We start from the raw sequence: 20,283 nt of genomic DNA on the forward strand, positions 1-20,283 counted from the left end.
GATTGTCACGCGGCGATCGGCGGGCTCAGCACGATCTTGCCGCGGAGCTCGCCCGCGGCGTAGCGGCGGTGCACGAGCGGCGTCTCGATCAGCGGCAGCCGTTCCGCTATCCCCGGGGTCACGCCGTCGCTGTCGACCAGGCGGGCTATCTCGGCCAGCTGCCGGGCGTCCCGGCGTACCGCCATCACCGACGTCGTGACCCGGCGCCGGGGGTCGGCCGGGGCCGCGCTCGTGATCGACACCAGGTGGCCGCCGGGGCGGACCTGGGCGACCAGGCCGGTCAGCTCGTCGCCGCCGGCCACCACCGCGTTCAGGGCCGCGTCGACCATCGGGGTGGCGACCGCGCCCGGGTCGCGGCCCATCACCAGGTCGGCGCCCGCCGTCAGGGCGGCGCCGACGCTTCCGGGGCCGGCCCGGCCGATCACCGTGGCCCCGGCCAGCTTGGCGAACTGCACGGCCAGGCGGCCCACCGAGCCGCCGGCGCCGTTGACGAGCAGGCGCTGGCCGGGCTCGACGCGCAAGTGGTCGTGCACGGCCTGCCAGGCGGTCAGGCCGGCCACCGGCAGGGCGGCCGCGTCGGCCAGCGGGATGCTCGCCGGGGCCGGAGCGAGCGCCTCGGCCGGCACCACCGCGAGCTGCGCCGTCGCGCCGTCGACCTCCGGCGGCAGATAGGCGATCACCGGGTCGCCCAGCCGATAGCCGGTCACGCCCGGGCCGAGCCCGGCGACCCACCCGGACAGGTCGAAGCCGGGGATGTGCGGGAGCCGCACCGCGTACGAGTAACGCATCGACCCGGACCGGATGGCGGCGTCGGCCGGGTTGAAGGACGTGCCGGCCACCTCGACCAGCACCTGACCGGGACCGGGGACCGGGCGTGGCGCCACCTCGTAGCGCAGCACCTCCGGCCCGCCGTATTTGTAGTAGCGGATCGCTCTCATGGCCTTCCTTCGGAGAGCTCGATGTAACGCTTGCGCAGGCCGGCCGCGTCCGGGCCGGTCAGCGCCAGGGTGTCGTGGCCGACGCCGAGCGACGCCGGCAACGTCCAGGTGAGCAGCCGGATCCCGTTGGCCTCGGCGATGCGCCGGGGCACGGTGACGGCGGCCACCGGGTCGACCACGCCGTCGGTCTCGCTGATGGCGACCGCGATCGAGCGCAGGCGGGTCCGCCGCGGCGGGTCGGGCAGGCGGTGGACGATCGTCAGATAACGCGTGACCGCGGCCAGCGAATAGCCGCGCGACGTGATGCGGTCGGGCAGCAGTCCACGGGCGTACAGGAAAGTCAGCGGCCGCACCGCGCGGGCCGGCACGCCGGCCGGTCCGAAGAACGGCGAGAGCAGCAGCAGGCGGCGGACGGCGTCGCGGTTCTGGGCGAGCCAGGCGGCCAGGACCGCGCCACCGGAGATGCCGACGACCGTCACCTCCTCGCCCAGGCCGGCCACGATGTCGAGAGATTCGGAGGCGTACGCCGTCAGGCCGTCCACCGTCACCCGGTGGTGCGCCCGCGGATCGGCCGTGCCGTGGCCCGGGGCCCGCGGAACCCAGACGTTGTAGCCACGCTCGTAGTAATCGCGCGCGAGGTCGTCGTACTGGCCGGGGCCGAGGGTGTAGCCGTGCAGCAGAAGGACGGCACGCGGGGTGCGCTCGCCGTGGCTCAACAGGCGGCTGCGCGCGTCGATCAGCTCCATATCCACCTAGCAACGTCCCAGGTGGCGCGCTGTTCATGTCGGCTGCCTCACACGGGCCCGGGCCGCCCAGCGGCCGTCCTCGTGGGCCACGCTGACCGGGTGGCCGAAGGCCGCCGTGACGTTCTCCGTCGTGATGGTGGCGACGGCCGTACCGGCCGCGACGACGCTGCCGTCGCGCAGCAGCAGGGCGTGGCTGGTCGTGGTCGGCAGCTCTTCCAGGTGGTGGGTGACCACGACCGAGGCGAGCTCCGGCTGCGAGGCGAAGAGCACGTCGAGGGTCTCCAGGAGCTGCTCCCGGGCGGCCACGTCGAGCCCGGTCGAGGGCTCGTCGAGCAGCAGCAGCCGGGGCCGCACGACCAGGGCCCGGGCGATCAGGGCCCGGCCCCGCTCGCCCTGCGACAGGGTGGGCCAGCGCTCGTCCGCGATCGCCCGCAGGCCGAGATCGGCGATCAGCGAATCGGCTCGAGCCAGCTCGCCGTCACCGGGCCGCCACCGGTTGGGCGACTCGACCGAGCCGGTGAGGCCGGTCAGCACGACCTCGCGCACGGTCAGCGGCGAGCGCAGCGGATGGCGCGGGTTCACGTGGCCGATGCTGCGGCGCAGCGTCTGCATGTCGACCCGGCCCAGCCGGTGGCCGAGGATCTCCACGGTGCCCGAGGTGGGGTGGGTCTGCGCGCCGCAGAAGCCGAGGATCGTGCTCTTGCCGGCGCCGTTCGGCCCGAGCAGCGCCCAGTGCTCGCCGGCGCGGACCGTCAGGTCGATCCCGTGCAGGATCTCTTTGCCCTGCCGGCGGAACCGCACCTCCCGCAGCTTAACGACGTTATCGATCACCCGGTGAAGAGTACTAGTGCGGTGTCCACGAACGTTCGCCGTATGGGTTCCGGTGGTGTTGTGGATCCTCGCCCATGAGTGTGGACGAGCGACTCCCCGCCGGTGTGGGTGGGGCGGGCCTCCGCCGGCCAACTGACCCGCCGGCCGCCGCCCGGGGTGGGTGGCGGCGGGGGTCACGCCGTGCTGGTCCGGCACCGGGAAGGTGTCGTCCGGCTCGACGGTGCGTGACCACTGCACTCAGGTGAGCGGGTGCGGTGGTGGTGGCGCTGCCCGGTGTTCGGGCGGCGATGGTGAACGCCGCGGCAAGGTCGCGATGCCCGGCGAACCGACAATGCCGGCAGACCATGGTCCTGCCGCGCGGTTTGGTGATCTTCTTGCGGCAGTGGGGGCAGGTCGAGGAGGTGCCGCGTTCGTCGACCAGGTGCACCCGGATCCCGGCCAGTGCGGCTTTGTCTTGCAGGATTTGCAGGGTGCGGCCGATCTGCCACTGCCGGAGCCGCAGGTTGTGCCGCCGCCCGGCCGGCAGATCGAGCACACTACGCGGGTCCCCGACGGTCAGCGTGCCGACCTGGTGTTCGACGGCCCAGCCGACCACCGTTGCGGCGGCCTCGTGCAGGGCTTGCCGCACGCGGCGGCGGTGCCGGCCTTCGGCCAGCCGGGCCCGGCGCCGGGTCTTACGCCAGCGCCGCGACCCGCGCTGCCGTTTGCTGGGTGCTCGGGTGGCGGTGGCGCGGCGGCGGGCTTTGGTGTCGGCCAGATGCAGCCGGTGTTCGGCCCGGATGGCCCGGCCGGAGACCAGCAAGGCGTGCCCGTCGCGGGTAGCGACCGCGAACGGGTGGATGATCCCGCAATCCACCCCGGCGACCCGGTCCGGGTCGGGTTGCTTGCCGGCCGGGTAGGTGGCGCTGGGTAGTTCGGCGGTGACGTCGAGGCACAGTCGGCCGTCGGCGAACAGCAGGGTCACCGACCGCACCGTCTCGGCCGGATACGGCACCAGCCGATCCAGCCGCAGCAGCAATGGTGGGCAGCCCCGCGCGACCGGCAACCGCAACCGGCGGCCGTGAAGGCCGAAGGTGCCGTGATACCAGCGCACCGGCATCAATGCCCGCCGGCGACGCGGGAACCGCACCTCGACGGCGCCAGCTTTGCGGCGGGCGGCGGCGGAGAACCACGCATCGGAGAAGCGGCGTAGCACCGACCGGGCGCCGGTGGTGTCGAGCTCGCCGAACGTGCCCGGCCCGGACTCGGCCAGCAGGCGGCACAACTCCTGAAAGCCCGCCGCCGGGGCGTCCCCACGGCGCCGCCGCCAGCTGTTGATTTCCAGCACACAGGCCCACACGTCCCCGGCCGAGCGCAGCAGGCCGAAACAAGGCTGCCGCTGGGCGCGGGTCAGGCGCAGGCCGATCCGCGCGGTGCGGTGCACCACCGAATCAAGGCTAGCGCCGCGACGTCTAGGCATGGAGCAAGGATGTCACGGCCGTCGAACCCGGTCAACGTTGATGGACACCGCACTAGCGCCGGGGGCGGCTGGCCGGGCGGCCGGCGCGCGGGCGCTCGTTGTCGGGGCCGGCCATCGAGCGGCGCAGCGACTGCAGCGCGTAGAAGGCGCGCGACTTGACCGTGCCCACCGGCACGCCGAGACGCTGGGCGGTCTCCCGGGTGGAGCGGCCCTCGAAGTAGAGCTCGGTGAGGATCCGCTGGTGCATCAGGCTCAGCGAGCCGATCGCCGAGCGCAGCGACTCGATGGCCACCACGGTCTCGGTGATGTCGTCCATGCCGGCCGACGGGAACGCGTCGACCAGCTCGACGCCGACCGGTCGGACCCGGGTGCGGCGGATGGCGTCGATGCCGACGTTACGGGCCACGATGAACAGCCAGCGGCGGGCGTGCTCGGCCTCGGTGGGCAGGTCGTCCAGGTGACGCCAGACCCGGATCATGGTCTCCTGGAGGAGATCCTCGGCGCTCTGCCGGCTCGCGGCGGTAAAACCGTTCAGATAGCCGAGCAGGACCTGGCCGTATTCGCGGTGCACGTCGCCGAGCCGCTGCGCCGGTGTTTCCGCTTCCAAGATCGTCGGTGCCACGTCAAGCCCCCAATGCGATTGATTGCCTCGGTATCCACCGTCGCCGTCCAGGGGTCCCCGGCGAACCCGTGCGGCACCCTGGTCGCCGTACTGGTGGCCCCTGGGGCCCACCCCCGGTGCCCCGTGACACATCGATTGGACTTGCGGGTCCATTTTTGCGGCGTCACCGTTACCGCCATGAATCACTACTACCTGCTCGGCCGCTCCGGACTGCGCGTCAGCCGCCTGGCCCTGGGAACCATGAACTTCGGCGTCGACGGCTTCCACGCCGCGTACGGCAAGACCGAGGAGGAGGCGGAGCCGATCTTCCGGGAGTACGTCGACAACGGCGGCAATCTCATCGACACGGCGGACTTCTACACCGCCGGTGAGAGCGAGCGCATCCTCGGCCGGCTCATCGCCAAGGCCGGCAACCGCGAACGTCTGGTGCTGACCGGCAAGTTCACCAACACGATCGACCCGAGCGACCCGAACGCCAGCGGCAACGGCCGCAAGCACATCGTCCGGGCGCTCGACGCCTCGCTCAAGCGGCTCGGCACCGACTACCTCGACCTCTACCTGCTGCACACGTGGGACCGGATCACCCCGGTCGAGGAGGTCGTGCAGACCTTCGACGACCTGGTCCGGGCCGGCAAGATCCGCTACGCGGGCCTGTCCGACACCCCGGCCTGGTACGCGGCGCGGGCGCAGACGTACGCCGAAGCTCACGCCCTGACCCCGATGGTCAACCTCCAGCTCCCGTACGCCCTCAACAACCGCGGTATCGAGCCCGAGTTCGCGCCGATGGCGCAGACCCTGGGCATCGGCATCACGGCCTGGAGCCCTCTCGCGGGCGGGCTGCTCAGCGGCAAGTACCGGGCCGGCGCCTCGGCCGAGGGCCGCCTGGCGGGCACCGAGATCAGCGCCCGCGACCAGAAGATCATCGACGCCCTGGACGGCGTGGCGACCGAGCTCGGCCGCCCGATGGCCCAGGTGGCGATCAACTGGACCGTCACCCAGCCCGGCATCGCCTCGGCCATCGTCGGCGCCTCCAGCGCGGCCCAGCTCAAGAGCAACATGGCCGCCCTGAACTTCGAGCTGCCGGACGAGGCCCGCAAGCTCCTGGACGACGCCAGCGCCCCGGAGACCCCGGCGCTGTACTCGATGTTCACGCCCGAGTACCAGTCCTGGATCGTCAGTCCCGGCCTGGCCATCGGCGACAAGCCGGCGGGATACGCTCGGCCGGTGATGAACGCGGCGGCCCGGTGACCCGCACCCTGACCCCCAAGGGGGAACAGACCCGCCGCCGCATCGTCTCCGGTGCGGCGGCGGAGCTGCGTGAGCGCGGCGTCGACGAGGTACGCCTTGAGGACGTCATGGCCCGCACCGGCACCAGCAAGAGCCAGCTCTTCCACTACTTCCCCGACGGCAAGGAGGGCCTGCTGCTGGCCGTGGTGCAGCAGGAGGCCGACCAGGTGCTGGCCGACCAGGAGCCCTACCTGAGCCACCTGACCTCGTGGGAGGCCTGGGGCCAGTGGCGTGACCGCGTGGTCGACCGCTACGTCTCCCAGGGCGACAGGTGCCCGCTGCGGGGCCTGCTCGGCGACACCGGACGGCGCGCCCCCGCGGCCCGGGCCGTGCTGACCGGCCTGATGGACCAGTGGCAGGCCGCCCTCGCCACCGGAATCCGTCAGATGCAGGAAAGCCACGAGATCTCCGGCGAAGTCGACGCGACGAAGGCGGCGGCGGGCCTGATCGCCGGCATCCAGGGTGGCGTGCTGCTGCTGAGCAGCACGGGCCGTACGGACTATCTCGAATCCGCCGTCGACCTCGCGATCGACGGACTCAAGCGGGGCGCCTGAACGTCCCGTACCACTGGAGCCGGGCCAGCTCCCGCGCGACCGCGCCGTCCTCCGCGGGCGCGCCGGAGGCCACCTGGTGGGCGATGGCCTGCATCCCGCCGTAGATCATGAGCCGGCCGGCCGCGACCGGCTCCAGATCGGCCGTCGTGCGCCCGGCTTCCTGCTCGGCCGTCAGCAGCCGCGTGGCCAGCGCGGCGAACTGGTCGAGCTGACCCGCCCACGCCTCGCGCACCGCCTCGTCGTACGCCGTCACCTCGAGGACGGCGGCCAGCGCGGCCGGCCGTTCCCGGTAGAACCGGATCACGTCGGCCATCGTGCGCTCGAACGACTCCAGCGCGTCCGGCGCGGCCGGATCCCACGCCCGCATGATGGCGTACGCCGCTCCGGCCAGACTTCCCGCGAGGCTCAGCGCCAGCTCGCTCTTGTCGCGGAAATGCAGGTAGAACGTCGATCGGGCGACACCGGCCTCGGCCGCTATGCGCTGCACCCCGAGCTCGGTGAAGGTGGCGCCGCCGGCCAGCAGGCGCTCGGTGGCGGCCACGATCCACGCCTGGACGGCGGCGCGCCGGCCGGGCCCGGCCGAGGGGCGGCGTGTGGTGGACGGCATTGCACGATCCTAGATCGCCCCATGTACGGTTTCTCGCGTCGGACACAGTGTCCGACATAGTGTCTCCACGGGAGGACCCACCATGACGACGGTGATGCTCGTACACGGGGCCTGGCACCAGCCCAGCACCTGGTCGAAGCTCCAGAAGGAGCTGCACGGGCTGGGATACGAGACGGTCACCCCGGCCCTGCCGAGCGCCGGCGCCGACCCCACGGGTGACGTGCACGACGACGCGGCCGTGATCCGTGAGGCGCTGGACGCGATCGACGGCCGGGTCGTCGTCGTGGCCCACTCCTACGCCGGCATCCCGGTCTCCGAGGCCGCGTCCGGTGTCGAGCGCGTCATCTTTCTGGCCGCCTTCATGCCCGACGCCGGCGAGTCGATGTACACGCTGCTGGGCATCCCCGCGCCGGACGAGATCCCGGCCGGGCTCTTCCCGCTGCCGGCCGACCCGCGCAACGCGCTCTACCACGACGTCCCCGGCGCCGAGGCCGAGGCGGCCCTGAAGGACCTCGTCGGCCAGACCCACGCGTCGTTCGCCACCCCGGTCGACCGGGCGGTCTGGCACGACGTGCCGTCCACCTACATCGTCTCGGACGACGACCGCTCGATCCCGGTCGAGTTGCAGAACGAGCTCGCCAAGCGGGCACAGGACGTACGCCACCTGGCGAGCTCGCACTCACCGCACCTGTCGATGCCCGCCGAGCTGGCGAAGGTCATCGACGAGATCGTCAGTGCGGACTGACCTTGACCTGAGCGTCGTCGAACCACGCGGCCTCGCGGAGAGTGGCCAGCAGCCGCTCCCGCCCGGCCGCGTCCTGCCGGTCGATGAAGAGCACCCCGTCGAGATGGTCGGTCTCGTGCTGGATGCAGCGGGCCAGCAGCCCGGCCCCGACCACCTGCACGGGGTCACCGTGCTGGGTGTAGCCCTTGGCCGCCACGTTCAGGCGGCGCTTGGTGTCGAGGTAGATGCCCGGGATCGACAGGCAGCCCTCGGGCCCGTCCTGCTCCTGCTCGTCCGGGAACTCCAGCACCGGGTTGATCAGGTGATCGAGCTTGGCGTCGTTGCCCGGCAGGTCGGGGTTGATCGCGAAGACCCGCAGCCCCACACCGATCTGCGGGGCGGCCAGCCCGGCGCCGCGCGAACCGGCCAGGGTCTCGTTGAGATCACGCACGAGCGTGCGCAGCTCGGCGTCGAAACTGGTGACGGGGTCGGCGACCCGGCGCAGCACCGGATCGCCGACTTTCCGGATGGACACAACGGTCATGGGAGAAACGTACCTCCGCTTTCCTAACTGGCTGTGAAGCTCTTGAACTGGCCGGCGCCGAAGCTGCGCAGGGTGCCGAGGTTGTAGGCGTAGCCGGTGCAGCCGGCGCCGGTCCAGGCCTGGACGTCCTGGACGTTCGACCAGCCGACGAGCAGGGTGGCGGTGGACGGGAAGGCCGTGCACGAGCCGTCCGGGTCGGCGTAGTTGGCCACCGGGGCCGTTCCGTTGTAGAAGGTCAGACCCGAGTTCCAGTCCGGCGTGGCCGCGGCGGCGGGGCTGGCCACGAGACCGGCGGCGACGATCGCGGCGGCCAGGGTGACGGTCCTGCGCATATTGATGCCTCCTAGAGACGGTTTGCCCTTTTGAACGGATCGAACCAGCCGAAGTTCAAAAAGATCTCAGGGAGGTACGCCCCGGCGGTCACGCCGTGATCGGCAGCGTCGCGGCGATCGGCCAGGCCACCAGCAGCGATCCGGCCAGCGCGATCGCCCAGGCCGGCGCTCCCAGGCGGTTGAGCAGCGCGCTCCACCCGGCCTGGAGCACCAGCAGGACGGCCAGCAGCGGCACGACCAGCAGTAGGAACCCGTTGGTCAGGCCGAGCGTGGCCGCGGCGGTCAGGGCGGCCACGGTGGCCGCCGAGACGGCGAGGACGCCGAGCGTGCTGCCGCGGCTGAGCCGCTCACCGGCGTACGAGAGAACCGCGAAGCCCGCCCAGACCACCGGAAGCAGCCACCACCGGGACCCGGCCGGCCAGACGTTGGTGAAGCCGAGCTGCAAGGGCACGACGATCGTCACCGCGGCGTAGAGGACGAGCACCAGCGCCCCGGGAGCCCACCGAGGTCTCTCCCGCGGGGCCACGACGAGCAGCAGACCGCCGAAGAGGAACGTGAAGGCCACCGCGTAGTCGCCCGAGTCGAGCGGGAACCACGACGTCGGCACCACGGCCGCCACCAGCGCGGCCACAACGGCCGCACCCGCGATCGGCACCAGCCGGACCGGCCGGAAACGCCCGGGCCGGGCCCGGCCCCGGAACAGCAGGCGGGCCAGTGGATAGAGCCCCACCAGCAGACCCGCGAACAGCAGACCCGCACCGGCCAGGCGCCGCAGCGGCGAGGGAATCGCGGCCTGCGCGGGCGGGGAACCGAAGTGCTGGTCGAGCCAGGCGACGGTCTCCCGGTGGGTTCCGGGCGCGTAGAGGATGGAGATGTGCTCCACGCCCGGGATCGTCTCGGCCCGGCTGTCGGCGATCCGGGAGGCGGCGTCGGCCGCCGTGGCCCGGAAGCCGGGGAACTCGGCCTGTCCGACCAGCATCAGCAGGTTCTTCGGGTGGCCGTCGGGCACCGAGGGCAGGGAGATCGCGACGGTCGCCACCACCTCGGGATGAGCGGCCGCGTAGGCGGCGACCGCCGTGGCGCCCATCGAGTGGCCCACCAGGGCGATCCGGGCGGTGTCCACATCGCGCAGTCCGCGCAGGTGCCGGACCGCCACGTCGAGGTCCTCCTGAAGGGCGGCGTTGCCGGTGCGCGGCCGCGCGTTGGCCCCGTGCCCGGCGAAGTCGAGCAGGACCACCACATAGCCCCGGGCGGCCAGGGTGTCGCCGAACTGCGCCATCAGCTTGGCCGAGCCGGCATAGCCGTGGGCGACCACGACACCGGGCCGCCGCTCCCCCGGTTTCAGGCCCGCCGGATGAACCTCGTGGAGCGGCACCCCGGCGACCACGGCCCGGCCGGGCGTCGCCTCGCCGCCGGCCGAGGCCAGGAAACCGAGCCCGGTGGCCGCGAGGACCGCCGCGACCAGCGCCACTATGAAGATCCGCCCGCCTGAAAGCACAAGCGACGGTATCGAGCGCGGGCCCGTCGGCGCACTCCCGGAAACGTGCCGTCAGGAGCGCTCGACGAGGCGGGCGATGTCCTGGCGTGAGCTGACCGACAGCTTGTGGAACAGGTTGCGGATATGGGTCTCGACGGTCTTGCGGCTGAGGTAGAGCTCGGCGGCTATCTCGGCGTTGGTGCGGCGGTCGGTGACGAGCCGGGCGATCTGAAGCTCGCGGGCGGTGAGGCTGGCCAGGCCGTCGAGCTCGGGCGCGCCGCGCGCGGTCCGGTGGTGGATGCTCCGGTCGCCGAGACGGCGAAGGTCCCGTTCGATCTCGGCCACCCGGCGCGGGGCCCCACAGCGGTCGTAGACGGCCCGGGCCAGCAGTAGCTGTTCGCGCGCGTGTGAGCGGTCGCCGGCGGCTTCGAGGGCCCGTGCAGCGAGACGCCGGGCGGCGGCGCCATCGAGGACACGGTGAGCGGCCGCGACGGCACGGCCGCCGTCCACAGGTCCGATCGCACGGCCGCCATCCGCGGGCGCGGCGTCCACGGTCGCGGCGTCCACGGTCGCGGCGTCCACGGTCGCGGCGGACAGGGCCAGTTCGGCGGCCGTGTGATGGCGGCCCTCGTGCAGCGCCACCTCGGCGAGGGCCAAGGGGGTGGCGGCCCCGGTGGGCCGGCCGAGCTGGAGCAGGCAGCGGGTCCGGAGCTCGTTGACGCCGGGGCGCAGCGGGGCCGGCAGGTGCGCCTCGGCCGGCAGGGCCTGTTCGGCCGGGCCGGGCTCGCCGGATTCCAGGAGGGCGGCGGCGAGGGCGGCCCGCGCCCAGACGGCGGGCAGGGTCATTCCGGTGTGGAGGGTGACGCTCTCCTCGGCGGCCGTGCGGGCCAGGGTGAAATCGCCGCAGGTCGTGGCGACGGTGGAGCGGGCCAGCAGCACCCAGCCGAGCATCGACGGGTTTCCGGTGGCCCGGGCCACCTCGATCGCCTCGTCGAGCAGGGACTCCGCCTCGGGGAGCCGGCCGAGGGCGGCCCGCACCAGCCCGGCCCAGAACATCACGGGCACGTGATGCCCGGACAGGGCGAGGGCGCGCTCGGCGTGCCGTTCCGCTTCGGCGAGACGTCCCGCGAAAAGTTCGGCCGCGGCCAGCCGGGCCGGCATCGGATCGGGCGCGCACCCGATCTGCTCGTCGGTGAGGGCGTCGACCAGCGCGGACGCCTCAGCGCAGGCCGCACCACCGCTCCGGCTGCCGGCGAAGGCAGCACTCACGGCCAGCCCGACCGCGGCCTCCGCCGACGGGACGGCGGGTGGCGACGACCGGGGTGGGGTCGCTTCGGTGTGAGCTCGGCGGGACCACTCCAGTGCCCCCTCGTAGTCCAGGCGGAACAGGTGGTCCTGGGCCAGCGCGCCGAGGAAACGCGCGTCCCCCTTCTCCAGGAACGCCGTCTCCAGCCGGCGACTGGCCTCGTCGTGGTGGCCCAGCGTGTGTTCGAGCCCGGCGCACGCGGCGATCAGCGAAGGATCGCCGGGGCGCAGATCGAGCGCGCGCACCAGCGCCGACCGTGCCTCCGTGAGGCGGCCGGCCGCGCCCAGCGCGCGGCCCCTCGCCTCCCACAGGTCCGCGTCGTCCTCGGTCAGCAGGGCGATCGCCGCCTCGTACCACGCCGCCGCCTCGGCCGGGGCCCTGCCGACCACGTCGTCGCCGGCCGCCCTCAGCACGGCCACCGCCTCCCGGTCGCCCCGGCGTGCGGCGTGGACCAAGTGGTGGGCCCGGCCCGCCGGCGGAACACCCCGCTCGCGCAACGCGCCGGCCACCCGCTCGTGCGCTCCGACCCGCCATGCCCGCGGCGCCGCGTCGTACACCGCCCGGCGCAGCAGCGGATGGCGGAACCGGAACCGCCTGGGCGCCTCGCCCGGCCGGATCAGGTCGCGCGACTCCAGCTCGTCGATCGCCTCGGCCACCTCGCGCTCGCCGGCCGGTACCGCCGCCGCGGCCAGCTCCAGCAGGAACGGGTCACCGGCGACCGCCGCGCCCTCCAGCACCCGCCTCGTCACCCGGTCGAGCAACGCCAGCTCGTCCGCGATGGCGGCGGCCACGGCGGCCGGGACCTCGTGGTCGCCCTCGCCGCCTCCGTCGCGGTTTCCGGTCGTACGGGGCGAGCGGGCCAACTGCCGCAGATAGAACGGATTCCCGCCGCTCTCGGCGTAGACCGCGGCCGCGCGGTCGCCGATCAGCTCCCGGGCGCCGTCCAGGCTGAGCGGCCCCAGATCGAGACGCGTCACCCCGGTCAGGCCCGCCGCCAGCCGGGCCGGCGTCTGCCGCGGCCGCGCCGCCATGGCCAGCAGCACCGGCCCGGCCGGTGGGCGCCGCAGCAGCGCGCAGATCAGCTCGGCCGACCCCGAATCGGCCCAGTGCAGGTCGTCCAGGACGAGCACGACCGGCCCCTTCGCCGCGAGCGTCTCCAGCAGCCGCCGCATCGCCCGATGTGTGCGATAGCGGGGATCGCCAAGGGCCGGCGGCCGGTCGCCGGCCGGCACCGACGGCAGCACCTCAGCCAGGTCCGCGTCCGCGAGCCCGTCCGGCGCCGCCGCGCGCAGATATTCGTCGAGGGCGTCCACGAACAGCCAGAACGGCAGGTCCCGTTCGTATTCCGACGCGCTCCCGGTGAGCACCAGCATCCCCCGCGCATCAGCCCGCGCGGCCACCTCGGCCAGCAGCCGGCTCTTGCCGATGCCCGGCTCGCCGGCGACCAGCACCGCCCGCGCCGGCGGCGCGGCGAGCGCGTCCGGCCCCGCCCGCGCCGGCCGGGACGGCGGCGGCGCGGTGAGCGCGTCCAGCTCGGCGCCGAACCGCGCGAGTTCGGCGTCGCGCCCGATCAGGGTGCCCGCGTGCACGACCTCAGGGTCGCACCCCGATGTCGGCCGGCGCCACGGTCGCCAGGCTCGGGGTTGTGCCTGTCTTCCTGCTCCACAACCGTCACGGCGCCGCCGACTGCGGCGTGGTCTTCGCCGCGTTCCGGGGCTTCGCGTCGCCGCTGCGGGACACGGCCGCGCTCGCCTCCTGCCGCGGCGGCGGGCACGAGATCTGGTGGCTGGCCACGGCTCCCGATGAGCCGGCGGCACTCGGGCAGCTGCCGCCCTTCGTCGCCGCGACCAGCACCGCCGTCCGGGTTCACCGCACCCATTTCTCGCTCTGAGGAGGAACGATGCTCGCCGAGACCGGCCTGGGCCTCTCGATCGTCTGCGCCGGACTGTGGTCCGGCCTGCTGCTGACCCTGACCACGATCCTGCACCCGATCTACGCCGCCGAGGACGGCCGCGGCTTCGCCCGTCAACTGCGCGCCTTTCTGCCGACGGCCCGCCGCTCGCCGACGAACTACGCGCTGGTCGGCGGGCTCGTCCTGGCGCCCGTCCTCGCCCTGATCGGCCTGCGCGGCGACGCGTCCGGCGCGCCGTTCGTCCTCACGGCGGTGGGGCTCGCCCTGACCGTGGCCGGCCCGCTGCTGGTCTCGAACCGCCTGTCGGAGCCGCTCTACGACGTGATTCTCGGCTGGGACCCGGAAGCGGTGCCGGCCGGCTGGCAGCGGACCCGCGGCCGCTACTTCACCCTGAACTGGATCCGCGCGATGCTCACCTGGGCGGCGTTCGCCCTCTTCCTGTCGGCCGCCTTCGTCCACGCGACCTGGCCGTAGCCATGTCCGGGACCGTGCGCTTCCTGCTGATCTTCGGGGTGGCCTGGCTGGCCCTCGACCGGCTCGTGACCTCGCCGCCGTCACTGCCGGCCACCGTGGCCGCGCTGGCCACCGCTTCGGCCGTCCTCGTCCTCGGCCTTCGCTACCTGCTGGGCCAGCCCTTCTCGCGGGTGCCGGTGCTTCTGGGCCTGCGCATCCGGCCGTCCACGGCCCGCGCCTGCCTCGTGGCCACGCTGATCGGCGCCCTCGTGATCGCCACCTATCTCGGTGGCGCCGCCCTGCTCGACGTGCGCCTCACCCTCCGGCCGAACTGGCCCGCCGTCCTTGTGGCGGCCCTGCTCTTCCACGGCGCCGCCGAGGAGCTGGTCTGGCGCGGCTTCGCCTTCGGGCATCTGCGCCGGCGGGCCCGCTTCGGCCGCGCGGTGGCCCTGTCCATCCCGCTGATCGCCCTGACCCACGTGCCCATCCTGATCACCTCGGGCCCCATGGTCGGCCTGCTGGCCCTGACCAGCGCCGCCGTGACCTGCGTGCCGTTCGCCTGGCTGTGGGAGCGCGGCGGGCACTCGATGTGGCCCCCGGCGATCGTCCACGGCCTGGTCGGCACCTGGCAGTTGTGGGAACGCACCTATCCCCCGCAGTTCACCGTGCTCGTCGTGACGCGAGCATCCTCGTGCCGCTGCTGGCCTTCCTGCATCGACCTTCCAGGCGTACGGACAAAATATTTCATTGATGTGTCCAACTATTGCGGCCATGTGACGGGAAGCGGAATGATGACCGTCAATCGGTTCCCCTCCATCCCCACGGAGTCCCCATGCGCCTCACCCGTCGCACGCTGCTGTCCGCGACCGCCGCCGGCTCCGCCGCGGCCCTGCTGAGCGAGGCCGGCGGCGGCCCGGCCCGGGCCGCCTCCCCGCCGGGCGACGTCGTCGGCAAGATCAGCGTCGGCTATCAGGGGTGGTTCTCGTGCCCGGGCGACGGCGCGCCGATCGGCGGCTGGTGGCACTGGAGCCGCGACCGCTTCCAGCCGCCCTCACCGAGCAACACGACGATCGTGTCGTGGCCCGATCTGCGGGACTTCACCCACACCTATCCGACCGCCTATCCCCCTCTGGGCAACGGCGGCCCGGCGGCGCTGTTCTCCTCGTACGACCAGCAGACCGTCGACACGCATTTCGCGTGGATGCGCACCTACGGCATCGACACCGCCGCCCTGCAACGGTTCAACCCGGTCGGCGACGAGGGGCCCACCCGCGACGCGATGGCGGTCAAGGTGCGCACGGCGGCCGAGGCGACAGGCCGCAAGTTCTACATCATGTACGACGTCACGGGCTGGACGAACATGCAGTCCGAGCTGAAGACGGACTGGACCACCAAGATGTCCGCGCACACCGCTTCGGCCGCCTACGCACGGCAGAACGGCAAGCCGGTCGTCTGCGTCTGGGGCTTCGGCTTCGACGACGACGGCCGCCCGTTCGCGCCGGCGGCCTGTCTCGACGTCGTCAACTGGCTGAAGGCGCAGGGCTGCTACGTCATCGGCGGCGTGCCGACCTATTGGCGTGAGGGCAAGAACGACAGCCGCACCGGCTTCCTCGACGTCTACCACGCCTTCCACATGCTGTCGCCGTGGATGGTCGGCCGCACCGGCACACTCGACGGCCTCGACTGGTTCCTGTCCAATGTGAACACCGCCGACCAGGCCGACTGCAACGCCCACGGCATCGACTATCAGCCGTGCGTGCTCCCCGGCGACCTGTCCTCCGGCCATCGCCGGCACGGCGATTTCTACTGGCGCAGCATCTACAACATGGTGCGGCTGGGCGCCCAGGGCCTCTACGTGTCGATGTTCGACGAGTTCAACGAGGGCAACCAGATCGCCAAGACCGCCGAGACGGCCGCCTCGGTGCCGGCCGGCACGGGCATCCGCGCGCTCGACGAGGACGGCACCTTCTGCTCGTCGGACTACTACCTGCGCATCACCACCGACGGCGGCCGCATGTTGAAGGGACAGCTGGCGCTCACGGCCGTACGGCCGACTCAGCCGGCGCTGACGACGCCACCGCAACCCACCGGAGATCTCGCCGCCGGCAAGGCGGTCAGCGCGAGCAGCAGCAACGGCGGTTTCGCGGCGGCCAACGCCGTCGACGGCAGCGCCACCACCTATTGGGAGAGCGGCGGCGCGTTCCCGCAGTGGTTCGAGGTCGACCTCGGCGCCGCCCACGCCGTCACCCGTCTCGTCCTGCGCCTGCCCGCCGGCTGGGAACGCCGCACCCAGAGCATCGCCGTCCAGGGCGGCCCCGCCACGACGTACACCTTCGACCCCGCCTCCGGAAACACCGTGACCATCACGCTTCCCGGCACGGCGGTGCGCAATCTCCGGCTCACCTTCGGCGCAAACTCGGGCTGGCCGGCGGCGCAGATCTCCCAATTGCAGGTGTACGCCGACAGCACGCCCCCGCCCGCCGGCGACCTCGCCCGCGGGCGACCGGCCACGGCGAGCGCCTCGGTGCAGAACTACACCCCCGGCAACGCGGTCGACGGCGACGCCGGCACGTATTGGGAAAGCGGCAACAACGCCTTCCCGCAATGGATCCAGGTCGACCTGGGCGCCACGACCACGGTCTCCCGCGTCGTGCTCAAACTGCCGCCCTCGTGGGGCGCGCGCACGCAGACCATCGCCCTCACCGACGGCACGACGACGCTGTCGGCCGCCGCCCCGCGCGCCTTCGACCCCGCCCGCGGCAACACGGTGACCGTCACGTGCCCGCCCACGCAGGCGCGCTACGTCCGAGCGACCTTCACCGGCAACACGGGCTGGCCGGCCGGCCAGCTCTCGGCCCTGGAGGCCTACTCCTCCTGACCGGCTGCCTCCTCCTGACCGGCCGCCTTCTTCAGGCGGTCGAGAGCGCCCGTCCAGTACGCCTCGTAGCGGGCCACCCACGGCGCCATGGCCCGCGACATCGCGTCGGCGTCGATGGCGTACAGCTGATGGCGCCCCTGCCGGGTGGCGGTGACCAGACCCGCCGCCCGCAGGGCCATCAGATGCTTGGAGATGCCGGAGGTCACCAGCCCCGGAAACTGCGCCGACAGCTCGCTCACGCTGAGCGTGCCACGCTCGGCGAGCAGATCGAGGATGCGCCGCCGGGTCGGGTCGGCCATCGCCCGGAACAGCTCCTCCTCAGTCACCGCCACCCACTGCCACGGCCAGGCGCGACAGGACCTGGTGTTTGCCGGCGCCGCGCTCGTACGCCTCGGCCGTGCCCTGCCAGTCCGCCTTGCCGATCCCCGCGAACCCGTCGTGCACCAGCGAGACCCGCGTCCCGCCGGTGACCGCCTCCAGCGCGACGACCAGCCGGCCCGGATGCACCCACCCAGCGTCCTCCTCGAGCCAGGAGAGGACCAGCCGTCCCTCGGGCACGAGCTCCAGCACCACCCCGCTGATCCAGGTCTCCCCGTCGCCGCCGGGCATCCGATAGGCCCCGCCGACCCGCAGATCGATCTCGACCTCGGGCGAGAGCCACTCCCGCAGCCCGTCGGCGGTGGACAGCCAGCGCCACACCGCACTCGGCGGCCGGGGGATCTCGATGGAACGCGCAACCTCAGGCATAATGTATTACCGTAGGGTAAGACGTTAGAGCGGTCAATGTCCCGGGATCAGTGCAACGATGAGGGGCGTGTATGAGCCCTACTGGGACACCACCGGCGCGGGGAAGACGTTCACGCATCCCGTCGACTTCTCGTGGCTGCCCGCCGGGTCACGCATCGTCGACTACGGCTGCGGCTACGGGCGGGTCACCGCGCTCGCCCGCGAGCACGGGTTCGCCGACGTCGAGGGGTTCGACCCGTCGGCGGCGCTGATCGAGCGGGCCCGCCGCGACCACCCCGGGCTTCCGTTCCACGTGCTGACCGACCCGCCGCGGCTGCCCCACGCGGACGGCAGCGTCGACGCCGTGCTGCTGATCGCCGTCCTGACCTGCGTCCCGTCGGAGGACGACCAGCGTGCCCTGATCGCCGAGCTGGCCCGCGTCCTGCGCCCGGGCGGCCTCCTCTACGTCAGCGACCTGCTGCTCCAGGTCGACGACCGCAACATCGCCCGCTACGAGCGCGACGCCGGCACCCACGGCCCGTACGGCACGTTCCGCACCGACGACGGCGCCGTCCTGCGCCACCACAGCGCCGACTGGCTGGAAAGCCTGATCCTGTCCCGTTTCGCCACCGCCGCGACGTGGGAGGTGGAGGTCGAGACCATGAACGCCCACCCGGCCACGGCTCTGCAACTGGTGGCCCGCAAGACGCGCCTGCCCTAGTTTTCGCCGACCGGGGGCTGAAGGACGCAGAACTCGTTGCCGTCGGGATCGGCGAGCACGTGCCAGCTCCAGCCGTCCTCCACGATCGGCTCGTCCGTGACCCGCCGGGCGCCGAGCGCCGTCACCCGCTGCGTCTCAGCGGCCAGATCGGGCACGCGCAGATCCAGATGCAGCCGGTTCTTGGCGATCTTGGGCTCGGGGACCCGCTGGAGCAGCAGTTCGACGCCGGGCCCGTCCGCGGGCCGCAGCTGCCGATAGCGCCCGGACGAGCTGGGCTCGGCCCGATATCCCAGCACGCCGCACCAGAAGGCGCCCGACCGTTCCAGGTCGGAGCAGTCGAGGACCACCACCAGTTCCACGTCTTCCGACCCTAGTCCTGAAAGGCGACCAGGTGCCGTTCCCGCGCGCGGGTCAGGTGGATCCGCATGGCCTGCTCGGCGGCGTCGGGGTCGGAGCGCTCGATGGCGGCGGCGATGAGCTGATGTTCGTCGTTGGTGACGGCGGTCTGGGCGTACGGGAAATAGCGCCTGTGCAGATGCAAGTGGGAGTGCAGCCGGGTGATGGTCTCGCGCAGCAGCGGGCTTCCGGAGGCCTCCGCGATCAGGTCGTGCAAGTGGGCGTCCAGCGCCGTGAACGCCGCGTGCCACTGGCGTTCGTCGCCGCCCTCTATCGTCCGGGCCGCCTCGACGGTCAGGGTGGAGCGCTGCTCCGGGGTCGCCCTCGACGCGGCCCAGCGGGCGGCCGCGCACTCCAGCAGCAGGCGCATGTCGAACATGTCGTTGAACTCGGCGCGGGTCAGCAGCGGGCTCACCGTATATCCGGCCAGGGGGCGTTTGCGGACCAGGCCCTCGGACTCCAGCCGGGCCAGGGCCTCCCGCACGGGCGTCGGTGAGACCTCCAGGTCGCGGGCCAGGGCGTCGATGTTGACCCGGTCGCCCGGCTTCATGACGTGTTCGAGCACGGCCGAGCGGAGCGTGTCGTAGACATCGTCGCCCAGCGTGGAGCGCTTGAGCCTTGGCAGCGTCATGGAGCCACTCTTCCTGAGGTCTTGACGGTCCGGCATGTGACCCGGTACACATCCAGGAAACATCCTATAGGATCTACGAAGTTGAGAGGAAGCCGGATGAGTCTCGTGCGGCGTCTCGGCACCGGCGTCGCCCTCGTGGCGATCGTCGCGTCGGCCGGATGCACCAAGAAGAGCGACAACGAGCAAGCAGCGTCAGGTAAGACCCCCGACCAGGTGAAGATCGCGCTGGTGCCGGGTGGTGCCCATCCCTACTTCCAGCCCTGGAAGACGACCGCGGCCGATGCCAAGAGCGAGTTCAAGCTCGCCGACGTCACCTTCAACGAGACCTCCGGCTGGGACCAGACCAAGCAGAACGACGTCGTGAAGTCCCTCGCGGCGCAGGGCTACAACGCCTTCGGGATCTTCGGGGTGGCCCCGGAGAACATCAACTCCACCTTCGAGGACCTCAAGCGCCAGGGCTTCGCCGTGGGCAGCCTCGCCTCGTGCCCGGCCGGCGACGTCGACAAGGCCGACTTCTGCCTCTCCACCGACGTGCAGGAGGCCGCCTACAAGGCCGCCAAGGCCGCCATCGACTCGATCGGCGGCAAGGGCAATCTGGTCCACCTGACCGGCAACAAGGTCGACTCGAACACGCAGCGGCGCATCGCCGGCGTCGAGAAGGCGGTCGGTGAGACCGGCGGGCAGGTGAAGATCCTCCAGGTCGTCACCGACATCGACACCGACCTGCAGACCGCGCAGAAGGCCGTGGCCGACCTGCTCGCGGCCAAGGGCTCGCAGATCAACGCGATCGTCAACACCGCCTACAACCCGGCCGTGGCCAGCGCCGAGGGCGTCAAGCAGGCCAAGCTGCCGATCAAGGTGATCGCGATCGACGACGACAAGACGATCCTCGACGGCATCAAGGACGGCTCGGTCGCCGGCACCGTCCTGCAGAACCCGGTGGGACAGGCCCTCGTCGGGTCGTACGCGCTGATGAAGCTCTCCGGCGGCTGCACGATGAAGGAGCCCGGCGTGACCGTCGACTCCGGCTCCTTCGTGGTCACCAAGGCCGAGGTCGAGACGTACGAGAAGGATCGCACCGCCAAGACCGACGAGCTCCGCAAGGCGTTCGACGACCAGTACCTCGCCTGCAACTAAGG

23 protein-coding genes are annotated in these 20,283 nt (G+C 72.3%); 9 read left to right on the forward strand and 14 right to left on the reverse strand.

Annotation, left to right across the window (positions count from 1 at the left end; all coding sequences use genetic code 11):
* Window positions 1-5 precede the first annotated feature (5 nt).
* The 5 genes from ACQP2X_RS28925 to ACQP2X_RS28945 form a co-directional block, all read right to left on the reverse strand.
* The gene (locus ACQP2X_RS28925) at window positions 6-938 is read right to left on the reverse strand and encodes an NADP-dependent oxidoreductase (RefSeq protein WP_498687180.1); all 933 of its coding nucleotides are present in this window, start codon (window positions 936-938) and stop codon (window positions 6-8) included.
* Window positions 935-1,684, reverse strand: a complete 750-nt coding sequence (locus ACQP2X_RS28930; RefSeq protein WP_498701070.1) for an alpha/beta hydrolase — start codon at window positions 1,682-1,684, stop codon at window positions 935-937. The genes ACQP2X_RS28925 and ACQP2X_RS28930 overlap by 4 nt, the downstream gene beginning before the upstream one ends.
* 33 nt (window positions 1,685-1,717) lie before the next feature.
* A complete protein-coding gene (locus ACQP2X_RS28935) occupies window positions 1,718-2,515 on the reverse strand; it encodes an ABC transporter ATP-binding protein (protein ID WP_498687183.1) in 798 nt (265 codons plus the stop codon).
* A gap of 13 nt (window positions 2,516-2,528) precedes the next feature.
* Window positions 2,529-3,941, reverse strand: a complete 1,413-nt coding sequence (locus ACQP2X_RS28940; protein WP_498687186.1) for an RNA-guided endonuclease InsQ/TnpB family protein — start codon at window positions 3,939-3,941, stop codon at window positions 2,529-2,531.
* An 85-nt stretch (window positions 3,942-4,026) separates the two neighbouring features.
* Window positions 4,027-4,596, reverse strand: a complete 570-nt coding sequence (locus ACQP2X_RS28945; protein WP_498687188.1) for a sigma-70 family RNA polymerase sigma factor — start codon at window positions 4,594-4,596, stop codon at window positions 4,027-4,029.
* Window positions 4,597-4,773: 177 nt separating this feature from the next.
* Between ACQP2X_RS28945 and ACQP2X_RS28950 the strand changes: the two genes are divergently transcribed.
* Both ACQP2X_RS28950 and ACQP2X_RS28955 read left to right on the forward strand, forming a co-directional pair.
* A complete protein-coding gene (locus ACQP2X_RS28950; RefSeq protein WP_498687190.1) occupies window positions 4,774-5,844 on the forward strand; it encodes an aldo/keto reductase in 1,071 nt (356 codons plus the stop codon).
* Window positions 5,841-6,437 (forward strand): TetR/AcrR family transcriptional regulator, encoded by a 597-nt coding sequence (locus ACQP2X_RS28955; protein WP_498687192.1) that lies wholly within the window; start codon window positions 5,841-5,843, stop codon window positions 6,435-6,437. The genes ACQP2X_RS28950 and ACQP2X_RS28955 overlap by 4 nt, the downstream gene beginning before the upstream one ends.
* On the opposite strand, the gene ACQP2X_RS28960 is transcribed toward ACQP2X_RS28955, so the two are convergent.
* Complete coding sequence (locus ACQP2X_RS28960; protein WP_498687194.1) at window positions 6,421-7,044, reverse strand: TetR/AcrR family transcriptional regulator; 624 nt, start codon at window positions 7,042-7,044, stop codon at window positions 6,421-6,423. The genes ACQP2X_RS28955 and ACQP2X_RS28960 overlap by 17 nt on opposite strands.
* An 82-nt stretch (window positions 7,045-7,126) precedes the next feature.
* On the opposite strand from ACQP2X_RS28960, the gene ACQP2X_RS28965 reads away from it, so the two are divergent.
* Window positions 7,127-7,789, forward strand: coding sequence for an alpha/beta hydrolase (locus tag ACQP2X_RS28965; protein ID WP_498687196.1), 663 nt, complete (start codon window positions 7,127-7,129; stop codon window positions 7,787-7,789).
* On the opposite strand, the gene def is transcribed toward ACQP2X_RS28965, so the two are convergent.
* The 4 genes from def to ACQP2X_RS28985 form a co-directional block, all read right to left on the reverse strand.
* Window positions 7,776-8,312 carry a peptide deformylase gene (gene def / locus ACQP2X_RS28970; protein ID WP_498687198.1) on the reverse strand — a complete coding sequence of 179 codons (537 nt, stop codon included), beginning with the start codon at window positions 8,310-8,312 and terminating at the stop codon, window positions 7,776-7,778. The two genes, ACQP2X_RS28965 and def, sit on opposite strands and share 14 nt — an antisense overlap.
* Before the next feature lie 23 nt (window positions 8,313-8,335).
* Entirely contained in the window at window positions 8,336-8,644 is a 309-nt protein-coding gene (locus tag ACQP2X_RS28975) for a hypothetical protein (protein WP_498687200.1), read from the reverse strand.
* A gap of 88 nt (window positions 8,645-8,732) precedes the next feature.
* A complete protein-coding gene (locus ACQP2X_RS28980; protein ID WP_498687202.1) occupies window positions 8,733-10,115 on the reverse strand; it encodes an alpha/beta hydrolase in 1,383 nt (460 codons plus the stop codon).
* Window positions 10,116-10,193: 78 nt separating this feature from the next.
* Window positions 10,194-13,016 (reverse strand): ATP-binding protein, encoded by a 2,823-nt coding sequence (locus tag ACQP2X_RS28985; protein ID WP_498687203.1) that lies wholly within the window; start codon window positions 13,014-13,016, stop codon window positions 10,194-10,196.
* Window positions 13,017-13,072: 56 nt separating this feature from the next.
* On the opposite strand from ACQP2X_RS28985, the gene ACQP2X_RS28990 reads away from it, so the two are divergent.
* Genes ACQP2X_RS28990 through ACQP2X_RS29005 form a run of 4 tightly spaced genes read left to right on the forward strand, consistent with a single transcriptional unit; the run spans window position 13,073 to window position 16,670 of the window.
* Complete coding sequence (locus ACQP2X_RS28990) at window positions 13,073-13,318, forward strand: hypothetical protein (RefSeq protein ID WP_498687205.1); 246 nt, start codon at window positions 13,073-13,075, stop codon at window positions 13,316-13,318.
* A 9-nt stretch (window positions 13,319-13,327) separates the two neighbouring features.
* Window positions 13,328-13,813, forward strand: a complete 486-nt coding sequence (locus tag ACQP2X_RS28995) for a hypothetical protein (protein ID WP_498687207.1) — start codon at window positions 13,328-13,330, stop codon at window positions 13,811-13,813.
* Between the two features lie 2 nt (window positions 13,814-13,815).
* Window positions 13,816-14,688, forward strand: coding sequence for a CPBP family intramembrane glutamic endopeptidase (locus tag ACQP2X_RS29000; RefSeq protein ID WP_498687208.1), 873 nt, complete (start codon window positions 13,816-13,818; stop codon window positions 14,686-14,688).
* The gene (locus ACQP2X_RS29005) at window positions 14,625-16,670 is read left to right on the forward strand and encodes a glycoside hydrolase family 99 protein (protein WP_498687210.1); all 2,046 of its coding nucleotides are present in this window, start codon (window positions 14,625-14,627) and stop codon (window positions 16,668-16,670) included. The genes ACQP2X_RS29000 and ACQP2X_RS29005 overlap by 64 nt, the downstream gene beginning before the upstream one ends.
* On the opposite strand, the gene ACQP2X_RS29010 is transcribed toward ACQP2X_RS29005, so the two are convergent.
* Both ACQP2X_RS29010 and ACQP2X_RS29015 read right to left on the reverse strand, forming a co-directional pair.
* Window positions 16,658-16,996 (reverse strand): ArsR/SmtB family transcription factor, encoded by a 339-nt coding sequence (locus ACQP2X_RS29010; protein ID WP_498687212.1) that lies wholly within the window; start codon window positions 16,994-16,996, stop codon window positions 16,658-16,660. The genes ACQP2X_RS29005 and ACQP2X_RS29010 overlap by 13 nt on opposite strands.
* Window positions 16,989-17,417: an SRPBCC family protein gene (locus tag ACQP2X_RS29015; RefSeq protein ID WP_498687214.1), complete on the reverse strand. Its 429-nt coding sequence runs from the start codon at window positions 17,415-17,417 to the stop codon at window positions 16,989-16,991. The genes ACQP2X_RS29010 and ACQP2X_RS29015 overlap by 8 nt, the downstream gene beginning before the upstream one ends.
* Window positions 17,418-17,484: 67 nt before the next feature.
* Here ACQP2X_RS29015 and ACQP2X_RS29020 point away from each other — a divergent pair, with 67 nt between their 5' ends.
* A complete protein-coding gene (locus tag ACQP2X_RS29020) occupies window positions 17,485-18,117 on the forward strand; it encodes a class I SAM-dependent methyltransferase (protein WP_498687218.1) in 633 nt (210 codons plus the stop codon).
* Here the strand turns inward: ACQP2X_RS29020 and ACQP2X_RS29025 are convergent.
* Together ACQP2X_RS29025 and ACQP2X_RS29030 are read right to left on the reverse strand one after the other, a co-directional pair.
* Complete coding sequence (locus ACQP2X_RS29025; protein ID WP_498687220.1) at window positions 18,114-18,476, reverse strand: VOC family protein; 363 nt, start codon at window positions 18,474-18,476, stop codon at window positions 18,114-18,116. The two genes, ACQP2X_RS29020 and ACQP2X_RS29025, sit on opposite strands and share 4 nt — an antisense overlap.
* Window positions 18,477-18,487: 11 nt before the next feature.
* On the reverse strand, window positions 18,488-19,144 hold the full coding sequence (locus tag ACQP2X_RS29030; protein WP_498687222.1) for a GntR family transcriptional regulator: 657 nt from the start codon (window positions 19,142-19,144) through the stop codon (window positions 18,488-18,490).
* Window positions 19,145-19,240: 96 nt separating this feature from the next.
* On the opposite strand from ACQP2X_RS29030, the gene ACQP2X_RS29035 reads away from it, so the two are divergent.
* Window positions 19,241-20,281: a sugar ABC transporter substrate-binding protein gene (locus ACQP2X_RS29035; protein WP_498687224.1), complete on the forward strand. Its 1,041-nt coding sequence runs from the start codon at window positions 19,241-19,243 to the stop codon at window positions 20,279-20,281.
* Window positions 20,282-20,283: the final 2 nt, after the last annotated feature.

Origin of the sequence: Actinoplanes sp. CA-131856 (assembly GCF_050956135.1) — a bacterium.
Classification (GTDB): Bacteria; Actinomycetota; Actinomycetes; order Mycobacteriales; family Micromonosporaceae; genus Actinoplanes.

Coding starts and splice junctions, on each gene's coding strand:
- ACQP2X_RS28925 (WP_498687180.1), bottom strand. CDS start 938: ATGAGAGCGATCCGCTACTACAAATACGGCGGGCCGGAGGTGCTGCGC.
- ACQP2X_RS28930 (WP_498701070.1), bottom strand. CDS start 1,684: ATGGAGCTGATCGACGCGCGCAGCCGCCTGTTGAGCCACGGCGAGCGC.
- ACQP2X_RS28950 (WP_498687190.1), top strand. CDS start 4,774: ATGAATCACTACTACCTGCTCGGCCGCTCCGGACTGCGCGTCAGCCGC.
- ACQP2X_RS28960 (WP_498687194.1), bottom strand. CDS start 7,044: ATGCCGTCCACCACACGCCGCCCCTCGGCCGGGCCCGGCCGGCGCGCC.
- ACQP2X_RS28965 (WP_498687196.1), top strand. CDS start 7,127: ATGACGACGGTGATGCTCGTACACGGGGCCTGGCACCAGCCCAGCACC.
- def (WP_498687198.1), bottom strand. CDS start 8,312: ATGACCGTTGTGTCCATCCGGAAAGTCGGCGATCCGGTGCTGCGCCGG.
- ACQP2X_RS28975 (WP_498687200.1), bottom strand. CDS start 8,644: ATGCGCAGGACCGTCACCCTGGCCGCCGCGATCGTCGCCGCCGGTCTC.
- ACQP2X_RS28995 (WP_498687207.1), top strand. CDS start 13,328: ATGCTCGCCGAGACCGGCCTGGGCCTCTCGATCGTCTGCGCCGGACTG.
- ACQP2X_RS29000 (WP_498687208.1), top strand. CDS start 13,816: ATGTCCGGGACCGTGCGCTTCCTGCTGATCTTCGGGGTGGCCTGGCTG.
- ACQP2X_RS29005 (WP_498687210.1), top strand. CDS start 14,625: ATGCGCCTCACCCGTCGCACGCTGCTGTCCGCGACCGCCGCCGGCTCC.
- ACQP2X_RS29015 (WP_498687214.1), bottom strand. CDS start 17,417: ATGCCTGAGGTTGCGCGTTCCATCGAGATCCCCCGGCCGCCGAGTGCG.
- ACQP2X_RS29030 (WP_498687222.1), bottom strand. CDS start 19,144: ATGACGCTGCCAAGGCTCAAGCGCTCCACGCTGGGCGACGATGTCTAC.
- ACQP2X_RS29035 (WP_498687224.1), top strand. CDS start 19,241: ATGAGTCTCGTGCGGCGTCTCGGCACCGGCGTCGCCCTCGTGGCGATC.